General features: G+C 70.9%; 19 protein-coding genes. 3 read left to right on the plus strand and 16 right to left on the minus strand.

What is annotated here, in order from left to right; genetic code table 11:
• Positions 1-20 precede the first annotated feature (20 nt).
• The 3 genes from ACFPIJ_RS02575 to aspS all read right to left on the minus strand — a co-directional run bounded on the left by ACFPIJ_RS02575 (position 21) and on the right by aspS (position 3,937).
• Complete coding sequence (locus ACFPIJ_RS02575; RefSeq protein WP_380112924.1) at positions 21-1,319, minus strand: M50 family metallopeptidase; 1,299 nt, start codon at positions 1,317-1,319, stop codon at positions 21-23.
• Entirely contained in the window at positions 1,319-2,503 is a 1,185-nt protein-coding gene (dxr, locus tag ACFPIJ_RS02580) for a 1-deoxy-D-xylulose-5-phosphate reductoisomerase (protein WP_380113069.1), read from the minus strand. Before dxr ends, ACFPIJ_RS02575 begins: the two co-directional genes overlap by 1 nt.
• A 195-nt stretch (positions 2,504-2,698) precedes the next feature.
• Positions 2,699-3,937: an aspartate--tRNA(Asn) ligase gene (gene aspS / locus ACFPIJ_RS02585; RefSeq protein WP_380112925.1), complete on the minus strand. Its 1,239-nt coding sequence runs from the start codon at positions 3,935-3,937 to the stop codon at positions 2,699-2,701.
• Positions 3,938-4,153: 216 nt separating this feature from the next.
• Between aspS and ACFPIJ_RS02590 the strand changes: the two genes are divergently transcribed.
• Positions 4,154-5,182: a YihY/virulence factor BrkB family protein gene (locus ACFPIJ_RS02590; protein ID WP_380112926.1), complete on the plus strand. Its 1,029-nt coding sequence runs from the start codon at positions 4,154-4,156 to the stop codon at positions 5,180-5,182.
• 690 nt (positions 5,183-5,872) lie between these two features.
• Here ACFPIJ_RS02590 and ACFPIJ_RS02595 read toward each other — a convergent pair.
• Entirely contained in the window at positions 5,873-6,580 is a 708-nt protein-coding gene (locus tag ACFPIJ_RS02595; RefSeq protein ID WP_380112927.1) for a DUF2786 domain-containing protein, read from the minus strand.
• A gap of 20 nt (positions 6,581-6,600) precedes the next feature.
• Positions 6,601-8,151: a Rieske 2Fe-2S domain-containing protein gene (locus ACFPIJ_RS02600; protein WP_380113071.1), complete on the minus strand. Its 1,551-nt coding sequence runs from the start codon at positions 8,149-8,151 to the stop codon at positions 6,601-6,603.
• A gap of 132 nt (positions 8,152-8,283) precedes the next feature.
• On the opposite strand from ACFPIJ_RS02600, the gene ACFPIJ_RS02605 reads away from it, so the two are divergent.
• Positions 8,284-8,502, plus strand: a complete 219-nt coding sequence (locus tag ACFPIJ_RS02605) for a DUF2631 domain-containing protein (protein ID WP_380112928.1) — start codon at positions 8,284-8,286, stop codon at positions 8,500-8,502.
• A 100-nt stretch (positions 8,503-8,602) separates the two neighbouring features.
• Here the strand turns inward: ACFPIJ_RS02605 and ACFPIJ_RS02610 are convergent, their stop codons facing one another.
• From ACFPIJ_RS02610 to ACFPIJ_RS02645, 8 genes are all read right to left on the minus strand, one after another.
• Positions 8,603-9,637 (minus strand): DivIVA domain-containing protein, encoded by a 1,035-nt coding sequence (locus ACFPIJ_RS02610; RefSeq protein WP_380112929.1) that lies wholly within the window; start codon positions 9,635-9,637, stop codon positions 8,603-8,605.
• Entirely contained in the window at positions 9,634-10,824 is a 1,191-nt protein-coding gene (rlmN, locus tag ACFPIJ_RS02615; RefSeq protein ID WP_380113072.1) for a dual-specificity RNA methyltransferase RlmN, read from the minus strand. The genes ACFPIJ_RS02610 and rlmN overlap by 4 nt, the downstream gene beginning before the upstream one ends.
• Positions 10,825-10,883: 59 nt before the next feature.
• Positions 10,884-11,792 carry a phosphatidate cytidylyltransferase gene (locus ACFPIJ_RS02620; RefSeq protein ID WP_380112930.1) on the minus strand — a complete coding sequence of 303 codons (909 nt, stop codon included), beginning with the start codon at positions 11,790-11,792 and terminating at the stop codon, positions 10,884-10,886.
• 62 nt (positions 11,793-11,854) lie between these two features.
• A complete protein-coding gene (gene frr, locus ACFPIJ_RS02625; RefSeq protein WP_380112931.1) occupies positions 11,855-12,412 on the minus strand; it encodes a ribosome recycling factor in 558 nt (185 codons plus the stop codon).
• On the minus strand, positions 12,409-13,200 hold the full coding sequence (gene pyrH / locus ACFPIJ_RS02630) for a UMP kinase (protein ID WP_380112932.1): 792 nt from the start codon (positions 13,198-13,200) through the stop codon (positions 12,409-12,411). The genes frr and pyrH overlap by 4 nt, the downstream gene beginning before the upstream one ends.
• 154 nt (positions 13,201-13,354) lie before the next feature.
• On the minus strand, positions 13,355-14,182 hold the full coding sequence (gene tsf / locus ACFPIJ_RS02635) for a translation elongation factor Ts (RefSeq protein ID WP_380112933.1): 828 nt from the start codon (positions 14,180-14,182) through the stop codon (positions 13,355-13,357).
• Positions 14,183-14,209: 27 nt separating this feature from the next.
• A complete protein-coding gene (rpsB, locus tag ACFPIJ_RS02640; protein ID WP_380112934.1) occupies positions 14,210-15,037 on the minus strand; it encodes a 30S ribosomal protein S2 in 828 nt (275 codons plus the stop codon).
• A gap of 506 nt (positions 15,038-15,543) precedes the next feature.
• Positions 15,544-16,419: a hypothetical protein gene (locus tag ACFPIJ_RS02645; RefSeq protein WP_380112935.1), complete on the minus strand. Its 876-nt coding sequence runs from the start codon at positions 16,417-16,419 to the stop codon at positions 15,544-15,546.
• 88 nt (positions 16,420-16,507) lie between these two features.
• Between ACFPIJ_RS02645 and ACFPIJ_RS02650 the strand changes: the two genes are divergently transcribed.
• On the plus strand, positions 16,508-17,686 hold the full coding sequence (locus ACFPIJ_RS02650; RefSeq protein ID WP_380112936.1) for a pyridoxal phosphate-dependent aminotransferase: 1,179 nt from the start codon (positions 16,508-16,510) through the stop codon (positions 17,684-17,686).
• A gap of 390 nt (positions 17,687-18,076) precedes the next feature.
• On the opposite strand, the gene dprA is transcribed toward ACFPIJ_RS02650, so the two are convergent.
• The 3 genes from dprA to ACFPIJ_RS02665 are packed head-to-tail and all read right to left on the minus strand — an operon-like array spanning position 18,077 to position 21,149.
• The gene (dprA, locus tag ACFPIJ_RS02655) at positions 18,077-19,279 is read right to left on the minus strand and encodes a DNA-processing protein DprA (RefSeq protein WP_380112937.1); all 1,203 of its coding nucleotides are present in this window, start codon (positions 19,277-19,279) and stop codon (positions 18,077-18,079) included.
• Entirely contained in the window at positions 19,276-20,790 is a 1,515-nt protein-coding gene (locus ACFPIJ_RS02660; RefSeq protein WP_380112938.1) for a YifB family Mg chelatase-like AAA ATPase, read from the minus strand. Before ACFPIJ_RS02660 ends, dprA begins: the two co-directional genes overlap by 4 nt.
• Entirely contained in the window at positions 20,790-21,149 is a 360-nt protein-coding gene (locus ACFPIJ_RS02665) for a YraN family protein (protein WP_380112939.1), read from the minus strand. Before ACFPIJ_RS02665 ends, ACFPIJ_RS02660 begins: the two co-directional genes overlap by 1 nt.
• Positions 21,150-21,273 lie beyond the last annotated feature (124 nt).

A 21,273-nucleotide genomic window follows, 5' to 3' on the forward strand; every position in this document is an offset into this window, starting at 1 on the left:
GCGCCACCTGTTTCAGGGTCCTATTTGAGGCTGATGGGATTCACGAAGTCGGCGGTCACCGTCAGCAGGACGAAGACGCCGAGGATGCCTATCACGCCGAGCGTGAGGGGCGCCAGCTTGTAGTAGTCCACCCGACCCGGGTCGGGTTTGCCCAGCTTGGCGGCGGCCCAGGACCGGACCCGCTCGAACCAGGCGATCGCGATGTGCCCGCCGTCCATCGGCAGCAACGGGAAGAGGTTGAAGATGCCGAAGAACAGGTTGAGGCTCGCGAACAGCAGCAGCAGCGAGGCCCAGTCGCCGAGCTCGAACAGCTCGCCACCGATCCGGCTGGCACCGACGACGCTGACCGGCGTCTCCGGGTCGCGCTCCTCGCCGCGGATCGCGTTGAACAGGTTGGGCACCTTCTCCGGGATGTCCTTGAACGAGGCGAACGTCCGCTCGATCAGCGTCCCGGTGAGGGTGAACGTCTTGTCGATCCCCTCGACGGGGCCGTAGGAGACCTTCGGGATGTCCGAGGTCCGCGGGGCGATGCTGATGCCCAGCAGGCCGCCCTGCTCCAGGTCGTCCGCGGTGATCTTGTCGGCGGTCTTCACGACGTCGGACTTGATCCGCTGCGCCTCGGGGATGAAGGCGGTGCCGCTGAGCGCCTTGCCGTCGCGGGTCCAGGTCACCGGGACCGACGTGTTGGTGACCTTCTTGAGCTGCTCACGTAGGGTCCCCGAGTTGGGGGTGGCGACGCCGCCGATGGAGGTGATCATGTCGCCGGGCTTCAGGTCGAGCTGCACCGCCGGGCTCTTCGGGTCCACGGCCGGGTCGCAGGCCTTCGGCGCCTTCGTCTTGGCGTCGTATTCCCAGGTCTTGGAGATGCACTTGGCGACCGGGCCGACCCGGACCGGCAGCTCGTCGTTCTTGGTCCCGGGGTCGGGGATGCCCACGAAGGAGAACAGCACCCAGAGCGTGATCAGGGTGATCGCGAAGTGGGTGATCGAGCCCGCGCTCATCACGATCGTCCGCTTCCACACCGGGAAGCGCCACATCGCCCGCGGGTCGTCCGCACCGGACTTGCCGGTGGTCGGGTCGATCTCGTCCTCCTGGGGCGTCATCCCCACGATCTTGACGAACCCGCCGAACGGGAGCGCCTTGACGCCATACTCGGTCTCGCCGCGCTTGAACGACCAGATCGTCGGCCCGAACCCGGCGAAGTACTTGGTCACCCGCATGCCGAACCACTTGGCGGTCAGCATGTGTCCCGCCTCGTGCAGACACACCGCGAACAGGATCCCCACCGCGAAGAGGACGATCCCAACCGTGAACGCCATCAGGCCCCTTTCCCGCCCGCGATCCGTTCGCGCGCATAGGCCCGCGCCCAGGATTCGGCGGCGAGCACGTCATCGACGGTACCTGGTTCGGCAAAGTCAGGTGCATCCGTAAGGGTCTGCTCCAACGTCTCGACAATGCCGAGGAAAGGAAGGTCACCCGCTGTGAACGCGGCCACACATTCCTCGTTGGCGGCGTTGTAGATCGCCGGCCGGCATCGGCCCGCCTCCCCGGCCGCCTTCGCCAGGGCCACCGCCGGGAACGCCTCCTCGTCGAGCGGGCGCAGCTCCCAGGTGTGCGCCGTGGTCCAGTCGACCCCGGGCGCGGCGTCGGCGACCCGGTCGGGCCAGCCGAGGGCCAGCGCGATCGGCAGGCGCATGTCGGGCGGGCTGCACTGGGCGAGCGTCGAACCGTCGTGGAACTCGACCAGCGAGTGGATCACCGACTGCGGGTGCACCATGACGTGGATGTCGCGATACGCCACCCCGAACAGCTCGTGCGTCTCGATCACCTCGAGGCCCTTGTTGACGAGCGTCGCGCTGTTGATCGTCACGACCGGGCCCATGTCCCAGGTCGGGTGGGCGAGGGCCTCCTTCGGGGTGACCCCGACGAGCTGCTCGCGGGTCCGCCCGCGGAACGCACCGCCGGACGCGGTCAGGATCAGGCGCCGGACCTCCTTGGCGGTGCCGCCCCGCAGGCCCTGGGCGAGGGCGGAGTGCTCCGAGTCGACCGGGACGATCTGACCGGGGCGGGCGACGGCCCGCACCAGGGGACCACCGGCGACCAGGGACTCCTTGTTCGCCAGGGCCAGGGTCCGGCCGGCGCGCAGCGCGGCGAGCGTCGGGGCCAGCCCGAGCGAGCCGACGACCCCGTTGAGCACGGTGTCGCACGGCCACTGCGCCAGCTCGGTCATCGCGTCGGGCCCGGCCAGGATCTTCGGCAGGCGGAAGTCGCCGGTGGCCCAGCCGCGGCGGGTCGCCTCGCTGTAGAACGCGAGCTGCAGGTCCTGCGCGGCGGTGGCCTTGGCCACCCCGACCGCGTCGACGCCGAGCTCGAGCGCCTGCTCGGCGAGCAGGCGGACGTTGCCGCCGCCGGCGCCGATGGCGACCACGCGGAACTTGTCGGGGTTGCGCCGGACGATGTCGATCGCTTGCGTGCCGATCGACCCGGTCGAGCCGAGCAGCACGATCTCGCGGGAGGTCACCCGTCCATTGTCTCAGGCGCGTGCGTACTTCCGGGTTCCCGGCCGGGTTGCCGATGTCGCGGGGGCACGCTGTGGCGCGCCCCCGCGACCGACCGTCATCGCGGTGAATCCCAGATGCCGTCCCCGTTAGTACGCATGTACCAATTATAGATCATCACTTGTCGCCGGGCAATCGAATTACGGCGCCACGCGGTGCAGGTCACGCGGGAACAACGTGGTCTCGCGGACGTTCGCCGCACCCGTCACCCGCGCCATGAAACGCTCCAGCCCGATCGCAAATCCGCCGTGTGGCGGCATGCCATGCTGGAACGCCTCCAGGTAGGTCCGCAGCGGCGCCGGGTCCTGGCCCTCCCGGGCGAGCGCGGCCAGGTAGTCGGCGTGCCGGTGCAGCCGCTGCCCGCCGGTGACCAGCTCGAGCCCGCGGAACAACAGGTCGAACGAGTTGGACCAGCGCGGCTCGCCGGGCTGCGGATGCGTGTAGAAGGGCCGCTTGCGCATCGGGTACCCCTCCACGAACACGAAGTCCGACCCGTGTTCTTCCAGGGCCCACTCCCCCAGCGCGCGCTCGTGTTCCGGGGCAAGGTCCGGCTCGTCCTCGTGCGCGCCGGCGATCCGCAGCGCCTCCGCAAAATGCAGCATCGGTACGTCCACCGGCATGCTCACGCCGTACCCGCGCTCTTGGACGGCTCCGACCATCGCCCGGATGACCTCCGTGAGCACGGCCATGACGTCGCGGTGGCTTTCGATGAATCCGAGCTCAGCGTCAAGGGACGTGTAGGTCGCCAGGTGGCGGGAGGTGTCGTGCGGCTCGGCGCGGAACACGGGGCCGACCTCGTACACCCGCTCGAAGACGCCGACCATCGTCTGCTTGTAGAACTGCGGCGACTGCGCCAGGTAGGCCTTCTGCTGGAAGTAGTCCAGCTGGAACACGTTGGCGCCGCTCTCCGTCGCCGAGCCCACGATCTTGGGCGTGAACACCTCGGTGAACCCCTGCCCGTCCAGCGCCGCCCGGAACGCCCCGACCACCGCCGCCGACGCCGCGAACAGCTTCCGCCGCGCCGGGTGCCGCAGCGTCACCGCGGCGTGGTCGAGCAGCACCGGCAGCGACGCCTTGAGCTCGGGCCGGAACAGCTCCACCGGCGGCGGCTCGGCCGGCCCGAGCACGGTGAACACCGGCTCGACCAGCTCCACCCCACCGGGCGCCGCGCTGTTGGCGACCACCTTGCCGGTGACCTCGACGACCTGCTCCTCGCCCGGCGGCTCCGGCTCCCTGGTCACTGTCTGCAGCAGCCCGCCGCGGTCGCGGACGATCACGAACGTGACGTTGGCAAGGACCCGCCGTCGATGGACCCAGCCGGCGACCGTGACGGTCTCGCCGACGTGCTGTGGCAGCTGGTTGGACAGAATGCGATGCATGACACCTCCCGAGGGACTCCGCTCCCCGGAGGTGTGGGCGATGGGGCCGATCGCGGTGCCACCACACCTTCGTCGCGAGCTCGCCGCGACCTCGACGCATCCGGCTCCACGCACGCACCACCGAGCGCTTGTCAGGCGCCGATGCGTCCGCTTCATCACCGTGCGAGTCGATGGTAGGCGGGTTTTCGCTCTCCCCGCGACGGGAATTCAAGCGCTGTGAGCAGCACCCGGCAGGTTCCCGAAACGCGCCTGATGGCCCGCGACGACCTCTCCGCCGACGACGCCTGGCACGCCCTGCGCCGCCACGGCGGCTGGTGCCTGCTGCGCGACGCGTTCCTGCGCTTCCGGTACGGCGACGGCTTCAGCCACGCCCGCGCCCTCGGCCTGCAGCTGTGCCTCGCGATCGTGCCGTTCCTCATCGCGCTCACCGGCCTCGTCAGCGATCTGGGCGTCGCCGAGGGCGGCCAGGTCGTCGCCGACACGGTCCTCGCCCTCACCCCCGGCGCCAGCGACGACCTCGTGCACGACCTGCTGGCCGACTCCGAGCGCACCGAGGACATCGGCGAGTTCGCCCTGACCGCCGGCCTCCTCACCGGCATGCTCGCCCTCACCACCGCGATGGCCCAGATCGAACGCGGCGCCAACCGCATCTACGGCGTCGAACGCGACCGCCCGTTCCACACCAAGTACGGCCGCGCCGTCCTGCTCGCCCTCAGCGCCGGCATCCCCGCCCTCGCCGGCTTCCTCATGCTCGTGGCCGGCGGCGACCTCGGCCGCTCCGTCCGCGCCCACTACCCCTGGGGCGGCCCGGTCGACGCCGTCTGGCAGGTCCTGCGCTGGCCCGTCAGCGTCGTCCTGGTCGTCACCGCGGTGGCGGCGATCTTCCGCTTCGCCCCGCGCCGCCGCCAGCCGGCCTTCTCCTGGCTCCTCTTCGGCGCCGCCCTGTCCACCGCCCTCTGGTGGCTGATCAGCGCGCTCCTCGCCGTCTACGTCAGCAGCAGCGACGCCTTCGGCGCCACGTACGGCGCCCTCACCGGCATCATGGCCCTGCTGCTGTGGGCCAACCTGACGGGTGTCGCCCTGTTCCTCGGCATCGCCTTCGGCGCCCAGCTGGAGGCGCTGCGGGTCGGCGTCCCCGAGCCGGTCGTGGCCGACAAGTGGGTCCCCGTCGACGAGCAACTCGACCGCGAACCGGACACCGACCCCCGGGCCGTCGCCCACGACCAGCTCAACTCCCCCCGCTGATTGCGGTCCGCGGTTTCCGGTCAGCATGACCTTCAAATATTCGCCCAAACGTTGCGGGGACTTGATGGCACCGCCCGGCCGCTGGCGCGTCCGTGCGACAGAGTGGCGTGGTCACCCTGATAGCCGTCTTGCGGTGATCCCAAGCCAGGCCCGCACTCACACGATCCAGCGCCGTCGAGGTCATCATTCGGTGGTCCCACACCGTCGCCGGTCACAACAGCCGCAATCTCCCCGCCCCGCCCACGCCGGACCCGACGTTCGAACTACCTGGTGGATCAAGACTGCCGCTCCGGACCGCAGAACAACCCGGTGCATCCTCGCTACCCGGTGGATCACTGTTGCCCCACGGGGGGTAATCCACCGGGTAGTTCAAGATTTCCGTTCCGGAGCGCTGGTACCACCCAGTCCAGTGATCGATGGTTTTCGTTCTTTGGCTGCAGGCGGTGTTGTAGCACCGAATGATGACCTCGACGGACCTGGACCATGTGAGTTCGGACCTGGCTTGGCATCACCGCAAGACGGCACGGACCGGGGCCACGCAACCCTGTCGCACGGCCGAAGGCCGGGCGGTGCCATCAAGTCCCCGCAACGTTGGGCGAATATTTGAAGGTCATGAAGACAGGAACGCGCGAACCGCAACCCGACCCCGCGATCACGCGCAGGTCAGCCAGGCAGCGACTGACAGGCAGATCAGCCAGGCAGCGACTGACGGGCGGCGGTCGGGACGCGCGGGCTGCCCAGGTCGGCGCGCTGCCCGGCGGCGTTGCCCGCGTCGAAGCCCCCGCCGGTCAACCGCCGAGGGCGGGCCATGCGCAGATCCGGATACTGCTCATCCACCGCCACATCCACCGCCCGACCCCGGTCGGCCAGCACGAGGGCCACGCCCGGCTGGTCGGGAGCGGCGGCCCGGTTGCGCCGGTCGGCCTCGGCGAACCGGTGCGCAACCGCCGAGCTGAAGCCGATGAGCCAGGACCGGCGCCAAGCGGCGACCTGCTCACCCGGCGGGACGGGCTCGACGAGAACCCCGCGGGCGGCCTGGACCAGCAGGGACGCGAACAGCAGCTCGACACCGGCGACGTCGGACTCGAAGCCGAACAGGTGCATGGAGATGCGCAGTCCGTCGCGGGTGCGGTGCTGCAGGCGCACCGAGCGGCAGCGCAGCGACGTGGCGACGACGTGCAGGAGGTGGGCCTTCTCGCGCAGATACGGCGGGTGCAGCTCGACCAGGCGGTTGCCGACGGTCTGCGGGCGCTGCCCTTCGGCGGCGGCGAGCAGGGCCTGGTCGATGCCGTATTTGCCGATGAGCTCGGCGGCCTTGGCGGTGAGGGCCTCGGCCTCCTCGCGGGTGCACGCGGGGTCCTCGGCCTTGGCGAGCAGCTTGCGAACCTTCTCCAACACGAGCAGAGGCTACCGCCGACCTACGACACTTCCGTGGACGTGCCCGCCGGGCGGGAGCGCAGTTCGTGCCCCACGCTGGTGAGGCAGCGGCCGCTGGGCAGGTCGAACTTCCAGCCGTGCAGCTGGCAGGTGAGGGTCTTGCCGTCGACGATGCCGAAGCGGGTCAGGTCGGCCTTGAGGTGCGGGCAGCGGCGCTGCACGATCCAGTCGCCCAGCTTGATGTCCTCGGCGTCGGGCTTCTGTTCGGCGAACCAGCCCTCCGCGTACTGCAGCCGCTCCTCGGACAGGCACTTGAAGAACGAGTAGACGAACTCGTTGTACTGGCCGATGCGGGTGGCGGTGAAGCGGCAGGACAGGAACAGGGAGTTGACCCAGTCGACCTCCTCGATGAAGAGGAGGTGCTCGATGAGGGCGCGCTCGGTGCGGAACCGGTAGCGGACCTTCTCGTCGGCATACTGGCGGACCTGCTTGCCCGGGAAGTCCACGACGATCGACTCGACGGAGACGCCGTCGTAGCCGACGAGGTCGAAGCGGACCGGGCCACCGACGCCCTTGGCCAGGTAGACGGACTCGTCCAGCAGCGGCTCGATGCGCTCCTTCATCTGCTTGAGCACGTCGACCTCGGGGTGCCGCCAGGACGCCTTGGCGGCCTCGATCACGGGGCGCTTCCGCTCCCGCATCTCCTCCAGGTGCTCGCGCTTGTGCGCGAAGAACTCCTCGACGTCGGTCGGGTGCACCGTGTCGATCCGATCAACACCCACGGTCATCACCGAGCCAGGCAGCAGGACCGTGGAGTTGGTGCCGCCGTGCTTGGCGTACTCCTGCTGGAACACCCACTGGTCCGGGAAGATGTTGCCCTCGTCACCGAAGATGTCGTTGAACTGCCACAGGTCGTCGTCGAGGAAGCACGGCGGGCCGGCGATGGGCACCACGTGCGAGGCCTTGAGGTCGTCGATGTAGCGGAAGGTCCGGTCGAACTGCCGGTCGCGCTTCTGCTTGCCGAACGCGGTCTTCGCCGCCTGCGGCAGGTCGTAGACCATCGGATACCAGATGGCGCCGGAGAACTGCAGCAGGTGGGCGTGCACGTGGCCGAGCGCCGTGTAGGTGGTGAGGTCGGTCGGCCGGGCGTCGTTCTGGTTGAGGATGCGCACGCCGTCGTATTCGACCCACAGCGAGGAGTCACCGATCGGGCCGTCGGTCGGCGAGGTCAGCGCCTGGATCATGATCTTCAGGCCGCCGTCGAGCTCGTGCACCTGGTCGCTCTTCGTCTCCAGGAACCTGGTGAAGCCCAGCGCCTCGAGCTCGTCGCGCATCTCCGAGGTGGGGAACTCCGGCAGCAGCACGGTGGCCTTCTTCGACACGAACCGCTTGAGGTGCTCGGCGTCGAAGTGGTCCCGGTGCAGGTGGGACACGTACAGGTAGTCGCAGTCGCCGAGCGCCTCCCAGTCGAGCAGGGAGTTGTCGGGGAACGGGAACCAGGACGCGAAATACGCCGGGTTGACCCACGGGTCGCACAGGATGCTGCCGGCCTCGGTGTCGATGCGCAGGCTGGCGTGCCCGGTCCCGGTGATCCGCACCGCGTTCCTCCTATAAACCATGAGAAAACTGCGGTCCCGACGCTACCCGACCGACCCGCAACCGTCGGGCCGGGTGCCGCATGCCAGACTTTGTCGCGAAGCACACCTGCAGCGAAAGGACGCGTCGTGGCCGAGCACGAGCCCGTGACCTCCCCCGATCAGCTCAAGCCGGGACACCCGCGGGCGGCCCGCTTCGGTGCGGCCGTGACCGTGCTGTTGATCCTGGGCATGCTGGTCGGCAACCACCAGGGTCGGGTCGAGGACATCTGGTTGATCGTGTGCGCCGGTGTACTGGTGCTGGCGCTGGTCGGCGACTGGGTGCTGCGCCGCAACGGCCTGCGCTGACCCGACGACCTGCGGTAGCGCTTGCCAGAGCGGTTTGCGCTGGTCGTACACCTGGAAAAGGCGCACCGGAAGACCGGTGCGCCTCTTCTTCGTCCCCGGGTCAGCGGCGACGAATCACGATGTCGCGGACTTCCTTGAGCGCGGCGTCGACCTCGGCCTCGAAGTAGCCGCCGGGCACGAGGTTGAAGTGCGAAGGGTCCAGGTCACCGTCGGTGAGCGGGCCACCACGACCGGACAGCGACGCCATCACGCCCTCGAACAGCCGGTCGACCTGCGCGCGGTCGTAGCCGCTGCCGAAGCGGCGCAGCTGGAACGTGCGGCGAAGCTGGTCGATGCGGGCCACCTCGGTCGACTGGTGCTGCACGGGGGCCGCCTGGGGCGGGCCGCCGTAGGAGTCGCCATAGGGGTCGCGGTCGCGGTCGGGGCCGCCGCCATACGGGTCCCGGTCCGGCGCGCCGCCGTAGGTGGCCGGCTCGGGGCGGTCGCGGGGGTCCATGCGGATCTCGGCCGTCATGTCGGCGCGCGGCTGGCGCGGCGCCTCGTAGCCACGGTCGTCGTCGAAGGCACCGCCATACGTCGGCTCGTCGTAGCGGCCGTAGTTCTGGTCGCGGGGCGGCGGGCCGGCGGGCGCGGGAGTGGGTCGCGGCGGCAGCGGGGGCGGCGCCATCGGCGGGGGGCCCATGCGCTCGGGCTGCATCCGCTCCATCGGCGGGGGGCCCATGCGCTCCGGCTGCATCCGCTCCATCGGCGGGGGGCCCATGCGCTCCGGCTGCATCCGCTCCATCGGCGGGGGGCCCATCCGCTCGGGCTGCATGCGCTCAGGCATCCGCTCGGGAGCCATGCGCAGCTCGCCGCTGCGGGAGTCGAGGGCGCGGCCGAAGCCACCGCCGCCGCCCCGCTCCTCCAGCTCGGCCAGCTGGCGCTCGACCCGGTCGAGGTGCAGGTCGACCTGCCACTCGTCGTAGCCGCCGAAACGCACACGGAAGACCACGTCGTGGACCTCCTGCGCACTGACCGGCGCGCCCATGGGGTCACCGGAGAGGGTGGCCTCAACCCGGTCGAGGAACGAGTCGACCTCGTCGACCTTGTATCCCCGCCGCAGCGCACGGCGCCGGAACCGCTGACCCTGACTCACTGTGTCTCCTCGTTCGCTCGCCGTGCTAGCAAGCCTGTTTCACGCTCTCCCACTTTGCCACCGTTTGAGGCGGCAAGCTGCCCGCAGGCCCCGTCGATCTCCCGGCCACGGGTGTCACGCACCGTGGTCGCGACACCGGCGGCCCGGAGGCGCCGGACGAACTCTCGCTCCACGGGCTTAGGACTAGCGTCCCACTTACTGCCCGGTGTCGGATTGAGCGGGATGAGATTGACATGCGCGAGGCGGCCGGACAAGAGCCGACCGAGCAAATCAGCCCGCCACGGGTGGTCGTTCACATCCCGGATCATTGCGTACTCAATGGACACGCGCCGACCGGTGCGAGCCGCATACTCCCACGCGGCATCAAGCACTTCGGCGACCTTCCAACGTTGGTTGACCGGCACGAGCGTGTCGCGCAGATCATCATCGGGTGCGTGCAGCGACAGCGCAAGCGTCACCGACAGCCCCTCCTGCGTCAACCGCCGCATCGCGGGGACCAGCCCGACGGTGGACACCGTGATGTGCCGCTGGGAGAGTCCGAGCCCTTCCGGGGCGGGGTCGGTGAGCCGGCGGACCGCCGCGACGACCCGGTTGTAGTTGGCGAGGGGCTCGCCCATCCCCATGAAGACGACCCGCGAGAGCCGGTCCGGGCTGCCGGGCAGCACCCCGCGGGCGGCCATCCCGGCGAACCAGACGACCTGGTCGACGATCTCCGCGGTGGACAGGTTGCGGGTCAGGCCGGCCTGGCCGGTGGCGCAGAACGGGCACGCCATTCCACAGCCCGCCTGGCTCGACACGCACACCGTCACCCGGTCTGGATATCCCATGAGGACGCTCTCAACGAGAGCACCGTCGTGAAGGCGCCACAATGTCTTGCGGGTCGCTCCGTCGTCGGTGGCCTTCTCGTGCACCGGGTGCAGCAGCCTCGGCAGCAGTGCCGCCGCGATCGCGTCCCGGCTCTTGGCGGGGAGGTCCGTCATGCCGTCGGGGTCGCGGACCAGCCGGCCGAAGTAGTGCGCCGAGATCTGGCCCGCGCGGAACGCCTGCTCCCCCAGCTCGGCGACCGCGGCCCGGCGCCCGGCGAGATCGAGGTCGGCCAGGTGCCGTGGTGGCATGGTGGCACGGCGGCCGTCACTCGTCGTGCCGGTCGCGGTGGATGCGAGGTTCAAAACGGGGAGCTGTGTCATGACGTCTTCAAGTGTCCCATGCCGAGTCGCGTGATCTTCGGTACCGCTGGCCAAGGGCACTAGGACGGGGGCACCAGGAACGCCAGGACGGCGTAGGCGGTCGGCAGGGCCAGCAGGATCGAGTCGAGCCGGTCCATCAGCCCGCCGTGACCGGGCAGCAGGTTGCTCATGTCCTTGACGCCCAGGTCGCGCTTGATCAGCGACTCACCCAGGTCGCCCAGCACGCTCGCGATCGAGACCGCGACACCGAAGACGGCACCGTGCCACCAGACGGCGTCGTCCAGCAGCAGTGACAGCGCCAGTGCGCTGCCGGCGCCCGTCCACACGACCGACCCGGCGGCGCCCTCCCAGGACTTCGCCGGGCTGACGGAGGGTGCCATCGGGTGCCTGCCGAGGAAGACACCTGTCACATATCCGCCCGTATCGGACAGCACTACGGCCAGGATCGTCACGAGGACGCGCACGGCGCCGTCGGACACGTCCTTGCCGGGATGGGCGAGCAGCGCCGCGAACGCGCCGAGGAACGGCACGTAGACCGCGATCAGCGCGCCGGCGGTGACGTCGCGCTGGTAGTCCCGGGCGCCGCCGGCGAACCGCCACACGAACACGACCAGCAGCGTCGCGAGCAGACCGACGGGCAGCAGGTCGGCGCCGCCGAACCAGGCGAGCACCACCATGCATGGGCCGCCGATCAGCAGCGGCACCAGCGGCGGCCGGGCCTTGTGCACGCTGACGGCCCGGACCATCTCCCAGATGCCGACGACGACGGCAGCCACGACCAGGGCGAGAAACGCCGGGATCCACACGAAGAGTGAACCGATGACCGCGCCGCCGAGCGCGACACCGACGCCGATGGCGGCCGGCAGGTTGCGCCCGGCCCGGCGTTTCGGCTTCGCCTGTTCTGCCGGCTCTGATGCTTCTTCTGCCGGCTCAGGCGCTTCCGGCGCCGGCTCTTGTTCTTTTGGCATAGACGCCTCGGGCGCGGCATCAGCGTGCCGCGCCCTGGTCGAAGGGGTACCGGGGGCCGTCATCAGACCTCGAGGAGCTCTGATTCCTTGTGCTTGAGCAGCTCGTCGATCTGGGCGACGAACCGGTGCGTCAGGTCGTCGAGCTCCTTCTCACCGCGGCGCCCGTCGTCCTCACCCGCCTCGCCGTCCTTGACGATGCGGTCGAGCTCCTCTTTCGCCTTGCGGCGCACGTTGCGCACGGCGACCCGGGCGTCCTCGGCCTTGTGCCGCGCCACCTTGATGAACTCGCGGCGGCGTTCCTCGGTCATCTGCGGCAGGTTGATCCGGATCTGGGTGCCCTCGTTGTTCGGGTTGACGCCCAGGTCCGAGTCGCGGATCGCCCGCTCCATCGCACCGATCACACTCGCGTCGTACGGCTTGATGATCGCCATACGCGGCTCCGGGATGGCGATCGACGACATCTGCGGCAGCGGAGTGGGCGTGCCGTAGTAGTCGACCATCACCTTGCCGAACATCGCCGGGGTCGCTCGGCCGGTCCGGATGACCGCGAACTCCTCCTTGGCGTGCTCGATCGCGCGCTCCATCTTCTCTTCGGCCTCGAAGAGAGCTTCTTCGATCACGTGGTCTTTCCTCCTCGATCCGGGATGGGCTCGGCGGTGATGAGCGTGCCGATCCTCTCACCACTCAACGCGCGAGCCACGCTGTCCTCCCCCTCGGCGCCGAACACGAGCATCGGCAGCGCGTTTTCCTGGCAGAGGCTGAACGCGGTCTGGTCGACCACTCGCAGGCCCTGCAGCAGGGCCTCGGCGAACGTCAGGCTGTCGAGCTTGAGCGCGGTCGGGTCGGTGCGTGGGTCGGCCGTGTACACGCCGTCGACCCCGTTCTTGCTCATCAGGACCGTGTGGGCGTGGATCTCCAGCGCGCGCTGCACGGCGACGGTGTCGGTCGAGAAGTACGGCATGCCGGCGCCGGCGCCGAAGATCACGACCCGGCCCTTCTCCAGGTGCCGGATCGCGCGGCGCGGGATGTACGGCTCCGCGACCTGCGCCATGCTGATCGCGCTCTGCACCCGCGTGTCGATGCCTTCCTTCTCCAGGAAGTCCTGCAGCGCGAGGCAGTTCATGACGGTGCCGAGCATCCCCATGTAGTCGGCCCGCGAGCGGTCCATGCCCGCCCGGGACAGCTCCGCGCCGCGGAAGAAGTTGCCGCCGCCGACGACCACGGCCACCTGGACGCCACGGCGGACCACGGTCGCGATCTGGGTGGCCATGTGCCGCACCACGGTCGGGTCGACACCGACCGCGCCGCCGCCGAACACCTCGCCGGAGAGCTTCAGCACGACCCGCCGCACCCCGATCGGGGCCGGCGTCAGTGCCTGCCTTGCCACTTCCACAGCGGTGTGCGTCATCTGGGCAACCTCTCCATGTCCGTTCTGCCGCTCTGGGATCTGTCGCGCGCCCGGGGATCTGTCTCGCACTTGGGGATCTGCCTCGCGCCTGGGCATATGACGAGGGGGTCCCGGCATCCAGTGTGGATTCCGTGACCCCCTCCGCGCCCTACTGTCAGGCCTGGCCGACCTCGAAGTGGACGAACCGTGTCACCTCGATGCCGGCTTCTGCCAGCACCTGCTTGACGGTCTTCTTGTTGTCGCTGACCGACGGCTGCTCGACGAGGACGAAGTCCTTGAAGAAGCCGTTGACCCGGCCCTCGATGATCTTCGGCAGGGCGCCTTCCGGCTTACCCTCCTCGCGAGCGGTCTGCTCGGCGATGCGGCGCTCCGACTCGACCACGTCCGCCGGGACGGCGTCGCGGCTCAGGTACTTCGGCCGCATGGCCGCGATCTGCATCGCGACGCCACGCGCGTCGGCGACAGCGGCCTCGTCGTCCTTGCCGCTGAACTCGACCGCCACGCCGACCTGCGGCGGCAGGTCAGGGCTCTTGCGGTGCATGTAGATCGCGACCGGCGAACCCAGCACCGCGAGGCGGTTGATGACGAGCTTCTCGCCGATACGCGCCGACTCGGTCTGGATCAGCTCGGCCACCGTGCTGTCGCCGAGCTTCGAGCCCAGCAGCGTCTCGACGTCGGCCGGCTTCGTCTCGTCGATGTGCTTGGCCAGCTTCTGGCCCAGCTCGACGAACGCCTCGTTCTTGGCGACGAAGTCGGTCTCACAGTTGATCTCGACGAGACCCGAGCCGACGTGCGCGACGAGGCCGTTGGCGGTGGTGCGGCCGGCACGCTTGCCAACGTCCTTGGCACCCTTGATACGCAGCAGCTCAACGGCCTTGTCGAAGTCGCCCTCGGACTCCTCGAGCGCCTTCTTGCAGTCCATCATGCCGGAGCCGGTCAGATCGCGGAGTCGCTTGACGTCCGCGGCGGTGAAGTTGGACATGACTCTCTCTCGCTTGAGTTCGCTCTGTCAGGCCTGGGTGGGTTCGGCAGCGGCGGGAGCTGCGTCGTCGGGCTTGGCACCCTCGAGCAGCTCACGCTCCCACTCAGCGAGCGGCTCGTCGCCGGCCACGACGCCCGGCTCGGGCTTCTGGTCGGCACGGGTGGAACGGCCCGACCGGGCGATGAGACCGTCCGCGACCGCGTCCGCGACCACGCGGGTCAGCAGCGCGGCGGAGCGGATGGCGTCGTCGTTGCCCGGGATCGGGAAGTCGACCTCGTCGGGGTCGCAGTTGGTGTCGAGCACCGCGATGACCGGGATGCCCAGCTTGCGGGCCTCGTCAACCGCGATGTGCTCCTTCTTGGTGTCGATCACCCAGATCGCCGAAGGAAGCTTCTGCATGTCGCGCAGACCACCGAGCGTGCGGCTCAGCTTGATCTGCTCGCGCGACAGCTGCAGGGTCTCCTTCTTGGTGTAGCCCTGCGCGGTGCCCGTGAGGTCGAGGGACTCGAGCTCCTTCATCCGCTGCAGCCGCTTGTAGACGGTCTGGAAGTTGGTCAGCATGCCACCCAGCCAGCGGTGGTTGACATACGGCTGACCGACACGCGTCGCCTGCTCGGCGATCGCCTCCTGCGCCTGCTTCTTCGTGCCGACGAACAGCACCGCGCCACCCTCGGCGACGGTGTTGCGGATGTAGTCGGCAGCCTTCTCGATGTAATCGAGGGTCTGGCGCAGGTCGATGATGTAGATGCCGTTGCGCTCCGTGAAGATGAAGCGCTTCATCTTCGGGTTCCAACGGCGGGTCTGGTGCCCGAAGTGCACGCCGCTTTCCAGCAGCTGGCGCATGGTTACAGCCATGTTCGCGGGATCCTTTCGATCCTGGTTGACACGGCGGCCCGGTCGGTCCGCCGTCCTGGCGCCCGGTCGTCGGCCGTCTCACCCGAGTCAGCACGAGGCTGTAGATCGGGACCAGGGCGGCCGCCGCCCATTTCTCTCGCCCGGCGCGAGAAAGCGGCGGGCTGCGGGAGGGCGCGCGAGGTCGACCGTGCGTGCACGGTCGCCGTTCGGAAGTGTACGCGCAGTCGCCGCCGACCCACGAATCCGCCCCCGGATGCCGCTTTTCGGGGCACGTCCGGCGGGTCGCCGACCCTCGCCTGCAAGGGTGCTCCAGCGCTGAGCTTTCGGACAAATCGCCTCGGCTGCCGCGCCGCAGCTGCTGGTCCGGTCCGGTCCCGCGGTGCGGGCGGCGGCCGGGGGCGGCTCTTTCGTGTGCGGGCGGCGGCCGGGGGCGGCTCTTTCGTGTGCGAGCCGCTCCCCGGCCGGTGGTCACCACCCGTCAGGCGGTCAGGCCGCCCGTCAGGCGGTCAGGTCGACAGCGCGGCGGCGATGAACAGCAGCACCGCGACCGGCAGGTACGCCAGCGGCGTCCGGGACCAGGCCCGCACCCCGGGCGCGGAGGCCGCGGCGCCGCCGATCAGGCCGTACAGCCCCAGGGCGAACATCGGCAGGCCCAGGATCATGAAGATGCTCGCGAGGGTGCCCGCCGCCTCGATCTTGTCGGCGGTCATCGCGGTCAGGAACAGGCGCAGCACCGGCACCTCGAACACGACGGTGAGCAGCACCAGCACGACGGCCAGGCCGGGACGCTTCGAGCGGTACACGGCGCCGCCCGGCTCAGCGGCCGCCGGCGGTGGCGGCACCGCGGCGGTCAGCGTGGTCGGCGCGGCGAACGCGTTCTGCTGGCCGAAGCCCGCCTGCGCCGGCGGCCCCGTCGGCACCGTCACCTGAGGCGGTGGCAGCTGGGCCGCCGGCGCGCTCGGGGCGCCACCGGAGACCGGCCGCTGCAGGGCGCTGCGGTCGATCGCCTCGGACCGCCGCGACCGGGAGACCGACTCGGCGTCGACGCTCTCGGGCCCGGCCGGGAGCGGTGCGCTGAACTGCCCGCTCGGGCTGTCCCCGTAGGGCAGGGGGTCGCCGTAGCCGCGGGCGGCGCCACGCGGCTCCGGAATCCGGTAGCCGTCGTCGTACTCACGGTCGTCGGCGTACCGCGTCGGCGTGTAACCACGATCGTCCCCGTAGGCGCGGTCGTCGCGCGACCGGTCGTCACGGCGGTCGTCGCGACGGTCATCGAGGCGCTCGTCCCGGCGGTCGTCACGGCCGCGCTCGTCGTATCCACGGTCGTCCGGATACCAGCGGGGTTCCGCATCCGGGTCCGGGGAGAAGTTCCGGCGTCCATCCACGGTCCGTCACGGTAGACGCTCCGGATGATCCCCACCACTCCACGGTCCTGGGAGAACACGACAGTGACCGGCGTCGCATACTCGGTGGGTGACTGACGCCACGCGAGATCAACTCGTCGCCCGGATGCGCCCCTTCGGCACGACCATCTTCGCGGAGATGTCCGCCCTCGCGGCCCGGACCGGCGCCGTCAACCTCGGTCAGGGCTTCCCGGACACCGACGGCCCCGCCGCCATGCTCGACGCGGCCGCCGCGGCGATCCACGCGGGTCGCAACCAGTACCCGCCGGGCCCCGGTGTCCCTGAGCTGCGCGCCGCCGTATCCGCGCACCAGAAGGCCTTCTGGGGGCTGGACTACGACCCGGACGGCGAGATCATCGTCACGGCCGGCGCCACCGAGGCGATCGCGGCCAGCATCCTGGCCCTGTGCGAGGCCGGCGACGAGGTCGTCTGCTTCGAGCCCTACTACGACTCCTACGCCGCCTCGATCGCGCTCGCCGGCGCGGTCCGCCGGCCGGTGACCCTGCGCGCACACGACGGCGGCTACGGCTTCGACCCCGCCGAGCTGCGCGCCGCCTTCGGCCCCCGGACCCGGCTCGTCCTGCTCAACTCCCCCCACAACCCGACCGGCAAGGTCTTCACCCCCGACGAGCTGCAGCAGATCGCCGCCCTCTGCGAGGAGTTCGACGCGGTCGCGGTCACCGACGAGGTCTACGAGCACCTGGTCTTCACCGACGCCGACGCGCCCCACGTGCCGATCGCGTCCCTGCCGGGCATGCGCGCCCGGACGCTGCAGATCTCCTCTGCCGGCAAGACCTTCTCCTGCACCGGCTGGAAGATCGGCTGGATCTGCGGCCCCCGCGACCTGGTCTCCGCCGCCCTGCGGGTCAAACAGTTCCTCACCTTCGTCAACGCGGGCCCCCTCCAGCCGGCGGTCGCCGTCGCCCTGGACTCCCCGCCGTCCTACTACGAGCAGTTCCGCGACGGCCTGCAGCGCAAGCGCGACCGCCTGTGCGAGGGGCTGACCGCGGCCGGTTTCGCCGTCCTGCGCTCGGAGGGCACGTACTTCGTCACCGCCGACATCACCCCGCTGGGCGGCACCGACGGCGTCGACTTCTGCCTGGCCCTGCCGGAGCGTTGCGGCGTGGTCGCGGTGCCCACCCAGGTCTTCTATGACGACGCGTCCGCCGGTCGGCACATCGTGCGCTTCGCCTTCTGCAAGCGCGACGAGGTGATCGAGGAGGCCATCACCCGACTGCGCCGCCTCTGACACCAACCCGACCCCGCCCATCCCGCCCACCCCGGCTGGCCCGGCCTGCCTACCCCGGCTGGCCCATCCCGCCCAGCCCAGGCCCAGCCCAGGCCCAGCCCAGCCCAGGCCCAGCCCAAGCCAAGCCAAGCCCAGCCCAAGCCAAGCCCAAGCCAAGCCCAGCCCAAGCCAAGCCCAGCCAGGCCAAGCCAAGCCCAGCCCAGCCCAGCCCAGCCCAGCCCAGCCCAAGCCAAGCCCAGCCAGGCCAAGCCAAGCCCAGCCAGGCCAAGCCAAGCCCAGCCCAGCCCAGCCCAAGCCAAGCCCAGCCAGGCCAAGCCAAGCCAGCTCCGAGCGTGAGCCAGTGACTGTCCCAGGCGCCGGGCGGCAGGACGATCGGGCTCTCGATCGGCGTCAGGGGCGGCTCCGGGAGGCGAGTCGGTAGCCGCCGGTGGTGCGCACGACGAACCCGTGCTGCTCCAGCACCGGCAGGCTCCGCCGGGCGTCGCGGCCCGCCACGCCCGCAATCGCCGCGATCTCCTCCGCCGAGCGGACCGCTCGCGGTGCCACGGCGTCGAGGACGCGGGACTGGGTTGCGTCGAGGGCGTCCTCCGGGCGCGCGTCGCCGTGGATCGGCTCGGCGAGTTCGCCGACGCGGCCGATCTCCTCGACGATCTCCTCGACCCGGGTGACCAGCACCGTGCCGGGGGTGCGCAGCTCCACGTGGCAGCCGACCGACATCGCCGAGGTGACCGGGCCGGGCACGACCATGGGCGAGCGCTGCAGCCGCCGGGCATAACCCAGGGTGTTGCGGGCGCCGCTGCGGGAACCCGCCTCGACCATGACGGTGCCACGGGTCGCTGCCGCGATGACCCGGTTGCGCGTCAGGAACCGGGTCTTGTGCGGCCGGGTGCCCGGTGGCCACTCGGTCAGCAGGAGCCCTTCCTCGGCGATCCTCTCGAACACGGCCGAGTTGGACACCGGATACACCTGGTCGATGCCGCAGGCGAGCACGGCGCAGGTGACGCCGCCCGCGGCGAGGGCGCCCCGGTGCGCGGTGACGTCGACGCCGAGCGCGCCGCCGGACACCACCGTCCATCCCCGCTCCGCCAGCCCGAACGCGAACTCCGATGCGACGAACTGCCCATAGCTGGTCACGGCGCGGGCCCCGACCACCGACACCGAGCGCTCCATGGTCTCCTCGAGCCGGACCGGGCCACGCAGCCACAGGCACAGCGGCGGATCGGTGTCGCGGCGGAGCACGTCGGCGCCCTCCTGGCTGATCCGGGTGAGGTCGTCGAGCGCGAGGGGCCACTCGTCGTCGGCGGCGGTGACGATCCGCGCGCCGAGCTCGCCGGCCCGCTCGGTCATCGCGTCCGCCAGGGTGGTTGCGATCCGCTCCGCCCAGGTGTCGGCGGAGCCGGTGTGCGGGCCCAGGCCGGCGGCGTCCAGACGGGCCCGGACGGCGCCCGCCAGGGACTCGCTGACCCCGCCGTGCACCGCCATGAGCAGCGCCTCGGGCGCGCCGACCCGGCGTGTCAGCAGCCCGAGCTCCCGGCTGCCCGGCTCGACCAGGTGGGCCAGCGCCAGGCGGGCCGCCCGGTCGTCGGCGCTCATCGCCCGCTCCTGGATCGCATCTCGAGTGCCTCGTAGACGTCGTCGAGGACGGGGACGTCACGGCCGTCGAGGTCCGCCACGGTCCACGCGACCCTGGTCGTGCGGTCCAGGCCGCGCGCGGACAGCTGGCCGCGGTCCATCGCGGTGGCGAGCGGCTGCAGCACGGTGCGCGGCAGCCGGAACCGCCGGCCGCGCAGCACGGTCGCCGGGACGTCCCCGTTGGACCGGGCGTGCGGTGCCCACCGGTGCGCCGCGGCCTGCCTGGCCCGCACGACCCTGGCCGCGACGGTCGCCGAGGACTCGGCCGGCTCGGTGTCGAAGAGTGCCGCCGAGCGCACGGCGACGACGTCGACCTGCAGGTCGACCCGGTCCAGCAGCGGACCGGAGAGCCGCGACCGGTACCGGATGCGCGCCCCCGGCGGGCACTGGCACATCGCGTCGCCGCCGGGCCTGGCGCACGGGCACGGGTTGGCGGCGAGGACCAGCTGGGCGTTGGCGGGGTAGACGGTCTCGCCGTGGACCCGACGCAGCCGGACCTCGCCGTGCTCCAGCGGCTCGCGGAGCGCGTTGAGCGCGCTGGCGGCGAACTCGGCGCACTCGTCGAGGAACAGCACGCCCTGGTGGGCGAGGCTGATCGCGCCGGGTTTGGCGATGCCGGAGCCGCCGCCGACCAGCGCGGCGATCGAGGCGGTGTGGTGTGGTGCCTGCAGCGGCGCCCGGCGGATCAGTCCACCGCCCGGCGGCAGCGCGCCCGCGACCGAGTGCAGCGCCGTCACCTCGATGGACTCCTCCTCGGTGAGCTCGGGCAGGATGCCGGGCAGTCGTTGCGCGAGCATCGTCTTGCCGGCGCCGGGCGGCCCGAACATCGCCAGGTGGTGCCGCCCGGCCGCGGCGAGCTCGACGGCCCGGCGGCCACGCTCCTGGCCGAGGACGTCGGCGAGGTCGGCCGGTGCCCGCTGCGCCGCCGGTGGCGCGGGTGGCGGGTCGAGCAGGGACTCGGTGCCGTGCACGAAGCCGATGATCCGGCCGAGGCAGTCGGCGGCGCGGACGCGGACGTCGGGCACCAGGCGCGCCTCCTCGAGGTTGCCCGGCGGGACGACGACGAGACCGGCGCCGGCCCGGCTCGCCGCGAGCACGGCGGGCAGCACTCCGCGCACCGGCCGGAGGGTGCCGTCCAGGCCGAGCTCGCCGAGGACCACGGCGTCGACGAGCAGGCTGGTCGGCAGATTGGCGCCCGCCGCGAGGACCGCGAGGGCCATGGCGGTGTCGAACCCGGAGCCGTGCTTGCGCACGTGCGCCGGCAGCAGGTTGACCGTGATGCGCTGTTGCGGCCAGGTGGCCCCGGAGTTGTGCACGGCGGCCCGGATGCGGTCCCGGGCCTCGGTGAGCGCGGCGTCGGGCAGCCCGGACACCACGAGGCTCGGCAGCCCGGGGGCGACGTCGGCCTCGACGACGATCACCTGCCCGACAACGCCCTGCAGCGCCACCGAGCGGATCTTCGCGTAGCCCATCAGAACGCCCCGCGCAGGTGCTCGACGCCGACGGTGGTGCCGCCGAGCAGGACGCTCACCACGTCGAAGCGGATCTCCCGGCGGTCGCCGGCGGCGTGTGCGGCCAGCCACTGCGCGGCGAGCCGGCGCAGGCGGCGGGCCTTGTCCGCGCCGACCGCCTCGGCCGGCACCCCGAACCTGCCGCTGCGGCGGGTCTTCACCTCCACGAACACCAGCACCGGGCCGTCCCGGGCGACGATGTCGAGCTCGCCGGACGGGCAACGCCAGTTGCGGTCGAGCAGGACCAGGCCGCGCGCGAGGAGGTGCCGGCCGGCCAGGCGCTCGCCATAGCGGCCCACGATCTGGTTGGTGTTCGTCATGTGGGGAAGCCTGCCGCGGGTCACGGAACGCGGGCGGGCGCGCGCGGCGAACCTGTGGACAACGGACCGCTTGTGGACAACGAACCGACAACGAAGAGCACCGGGAGCAGACAATGAAAGCACC

The organism is Dactylosporangium cerinum, assembly GCF_042653625.1.
GTDB classification, from domain to species: Bacteria; Actinomycetota; Actinomycetes; order Mycobacteriales; family Micromonosporaceae; genus Dactylosporangium; species Dactylosporangium cerinum.

Excerpts from the sequence above, each read along its gene's own strand:
- ACFPIJ_RS02575 (WP_380112924.1), bottom strand. The coding sequence starts at position 1,319 with ATGGCGTTCACGGTTGGGATCGTCCTCTTCGCGGTGGGGATCCTGTTC.
- aspS (WP_380112925.1), bottom strand. The coding sequence starts at position 3,937 with ATGCATCGCATTCTGTCCAACCAGCTGCCACAGCACGTCGGCGAGACC.
- rlmN (WP_380113072.1), bottom strand. The coding sequence starts at position 10,824 with ATGACACAGCTCCCCGTTTTGAACCTCGCATCCACCGCGACCGGCACG.
- ACFPIJ_RS02620 (WP_380112930.1), bottom strand. The coding sequence starts at position 11,792 with ATGCCAAAAGAACAAGAGCCGGCGCCGGAAGCGCCTGAGCCGGCAGAA.
- pyrH (WP_380112932.1), bottom strand. The coding sequence starts at position 13,200 with ATGACGCACACCGCTGTGGAAGTGGCAAGGCAGGCACTGACGCCGGCC.
- tsf (WP_380112933.1), bottom strand. The coding sequence starts at position 14,182 with ATGTCCAACTTCACCGCCGCGGACGTCAAGCGACTCCGCGATCTGACC.
- rpsB (WP_380112934.1), bottom strand. The coding sequence starts at position 15,037 with ATGGCTGTAACCATGCGCCAGCTGCTGGAAAGCGGCGTGCACTTCGGG.
- dprA (WP_380112937.1), bottom strand. The coding sequence starts at position 19,279 with ATGAGCGCCGACGACCGGGCGGCCCGCCTGGCGCTGGCCCACCTGGTC.
- ACFPIJ_RS02660 (WP_380112938.1), bottom strand. The coding sequence starts at position 20,790 with ATGGGCTACGCGAAGATCCGCTCGGTGGCGCTGCAGGGCGTTGTCGGG.
- ACFPIJ_RS02665 (WP_380112939.1), bottom strand. The coding sequence starts at position 21,149 with ATGACGAACACCAACCAGATCGTGGGCCGCTATGGCGAGCGCCTGGCC.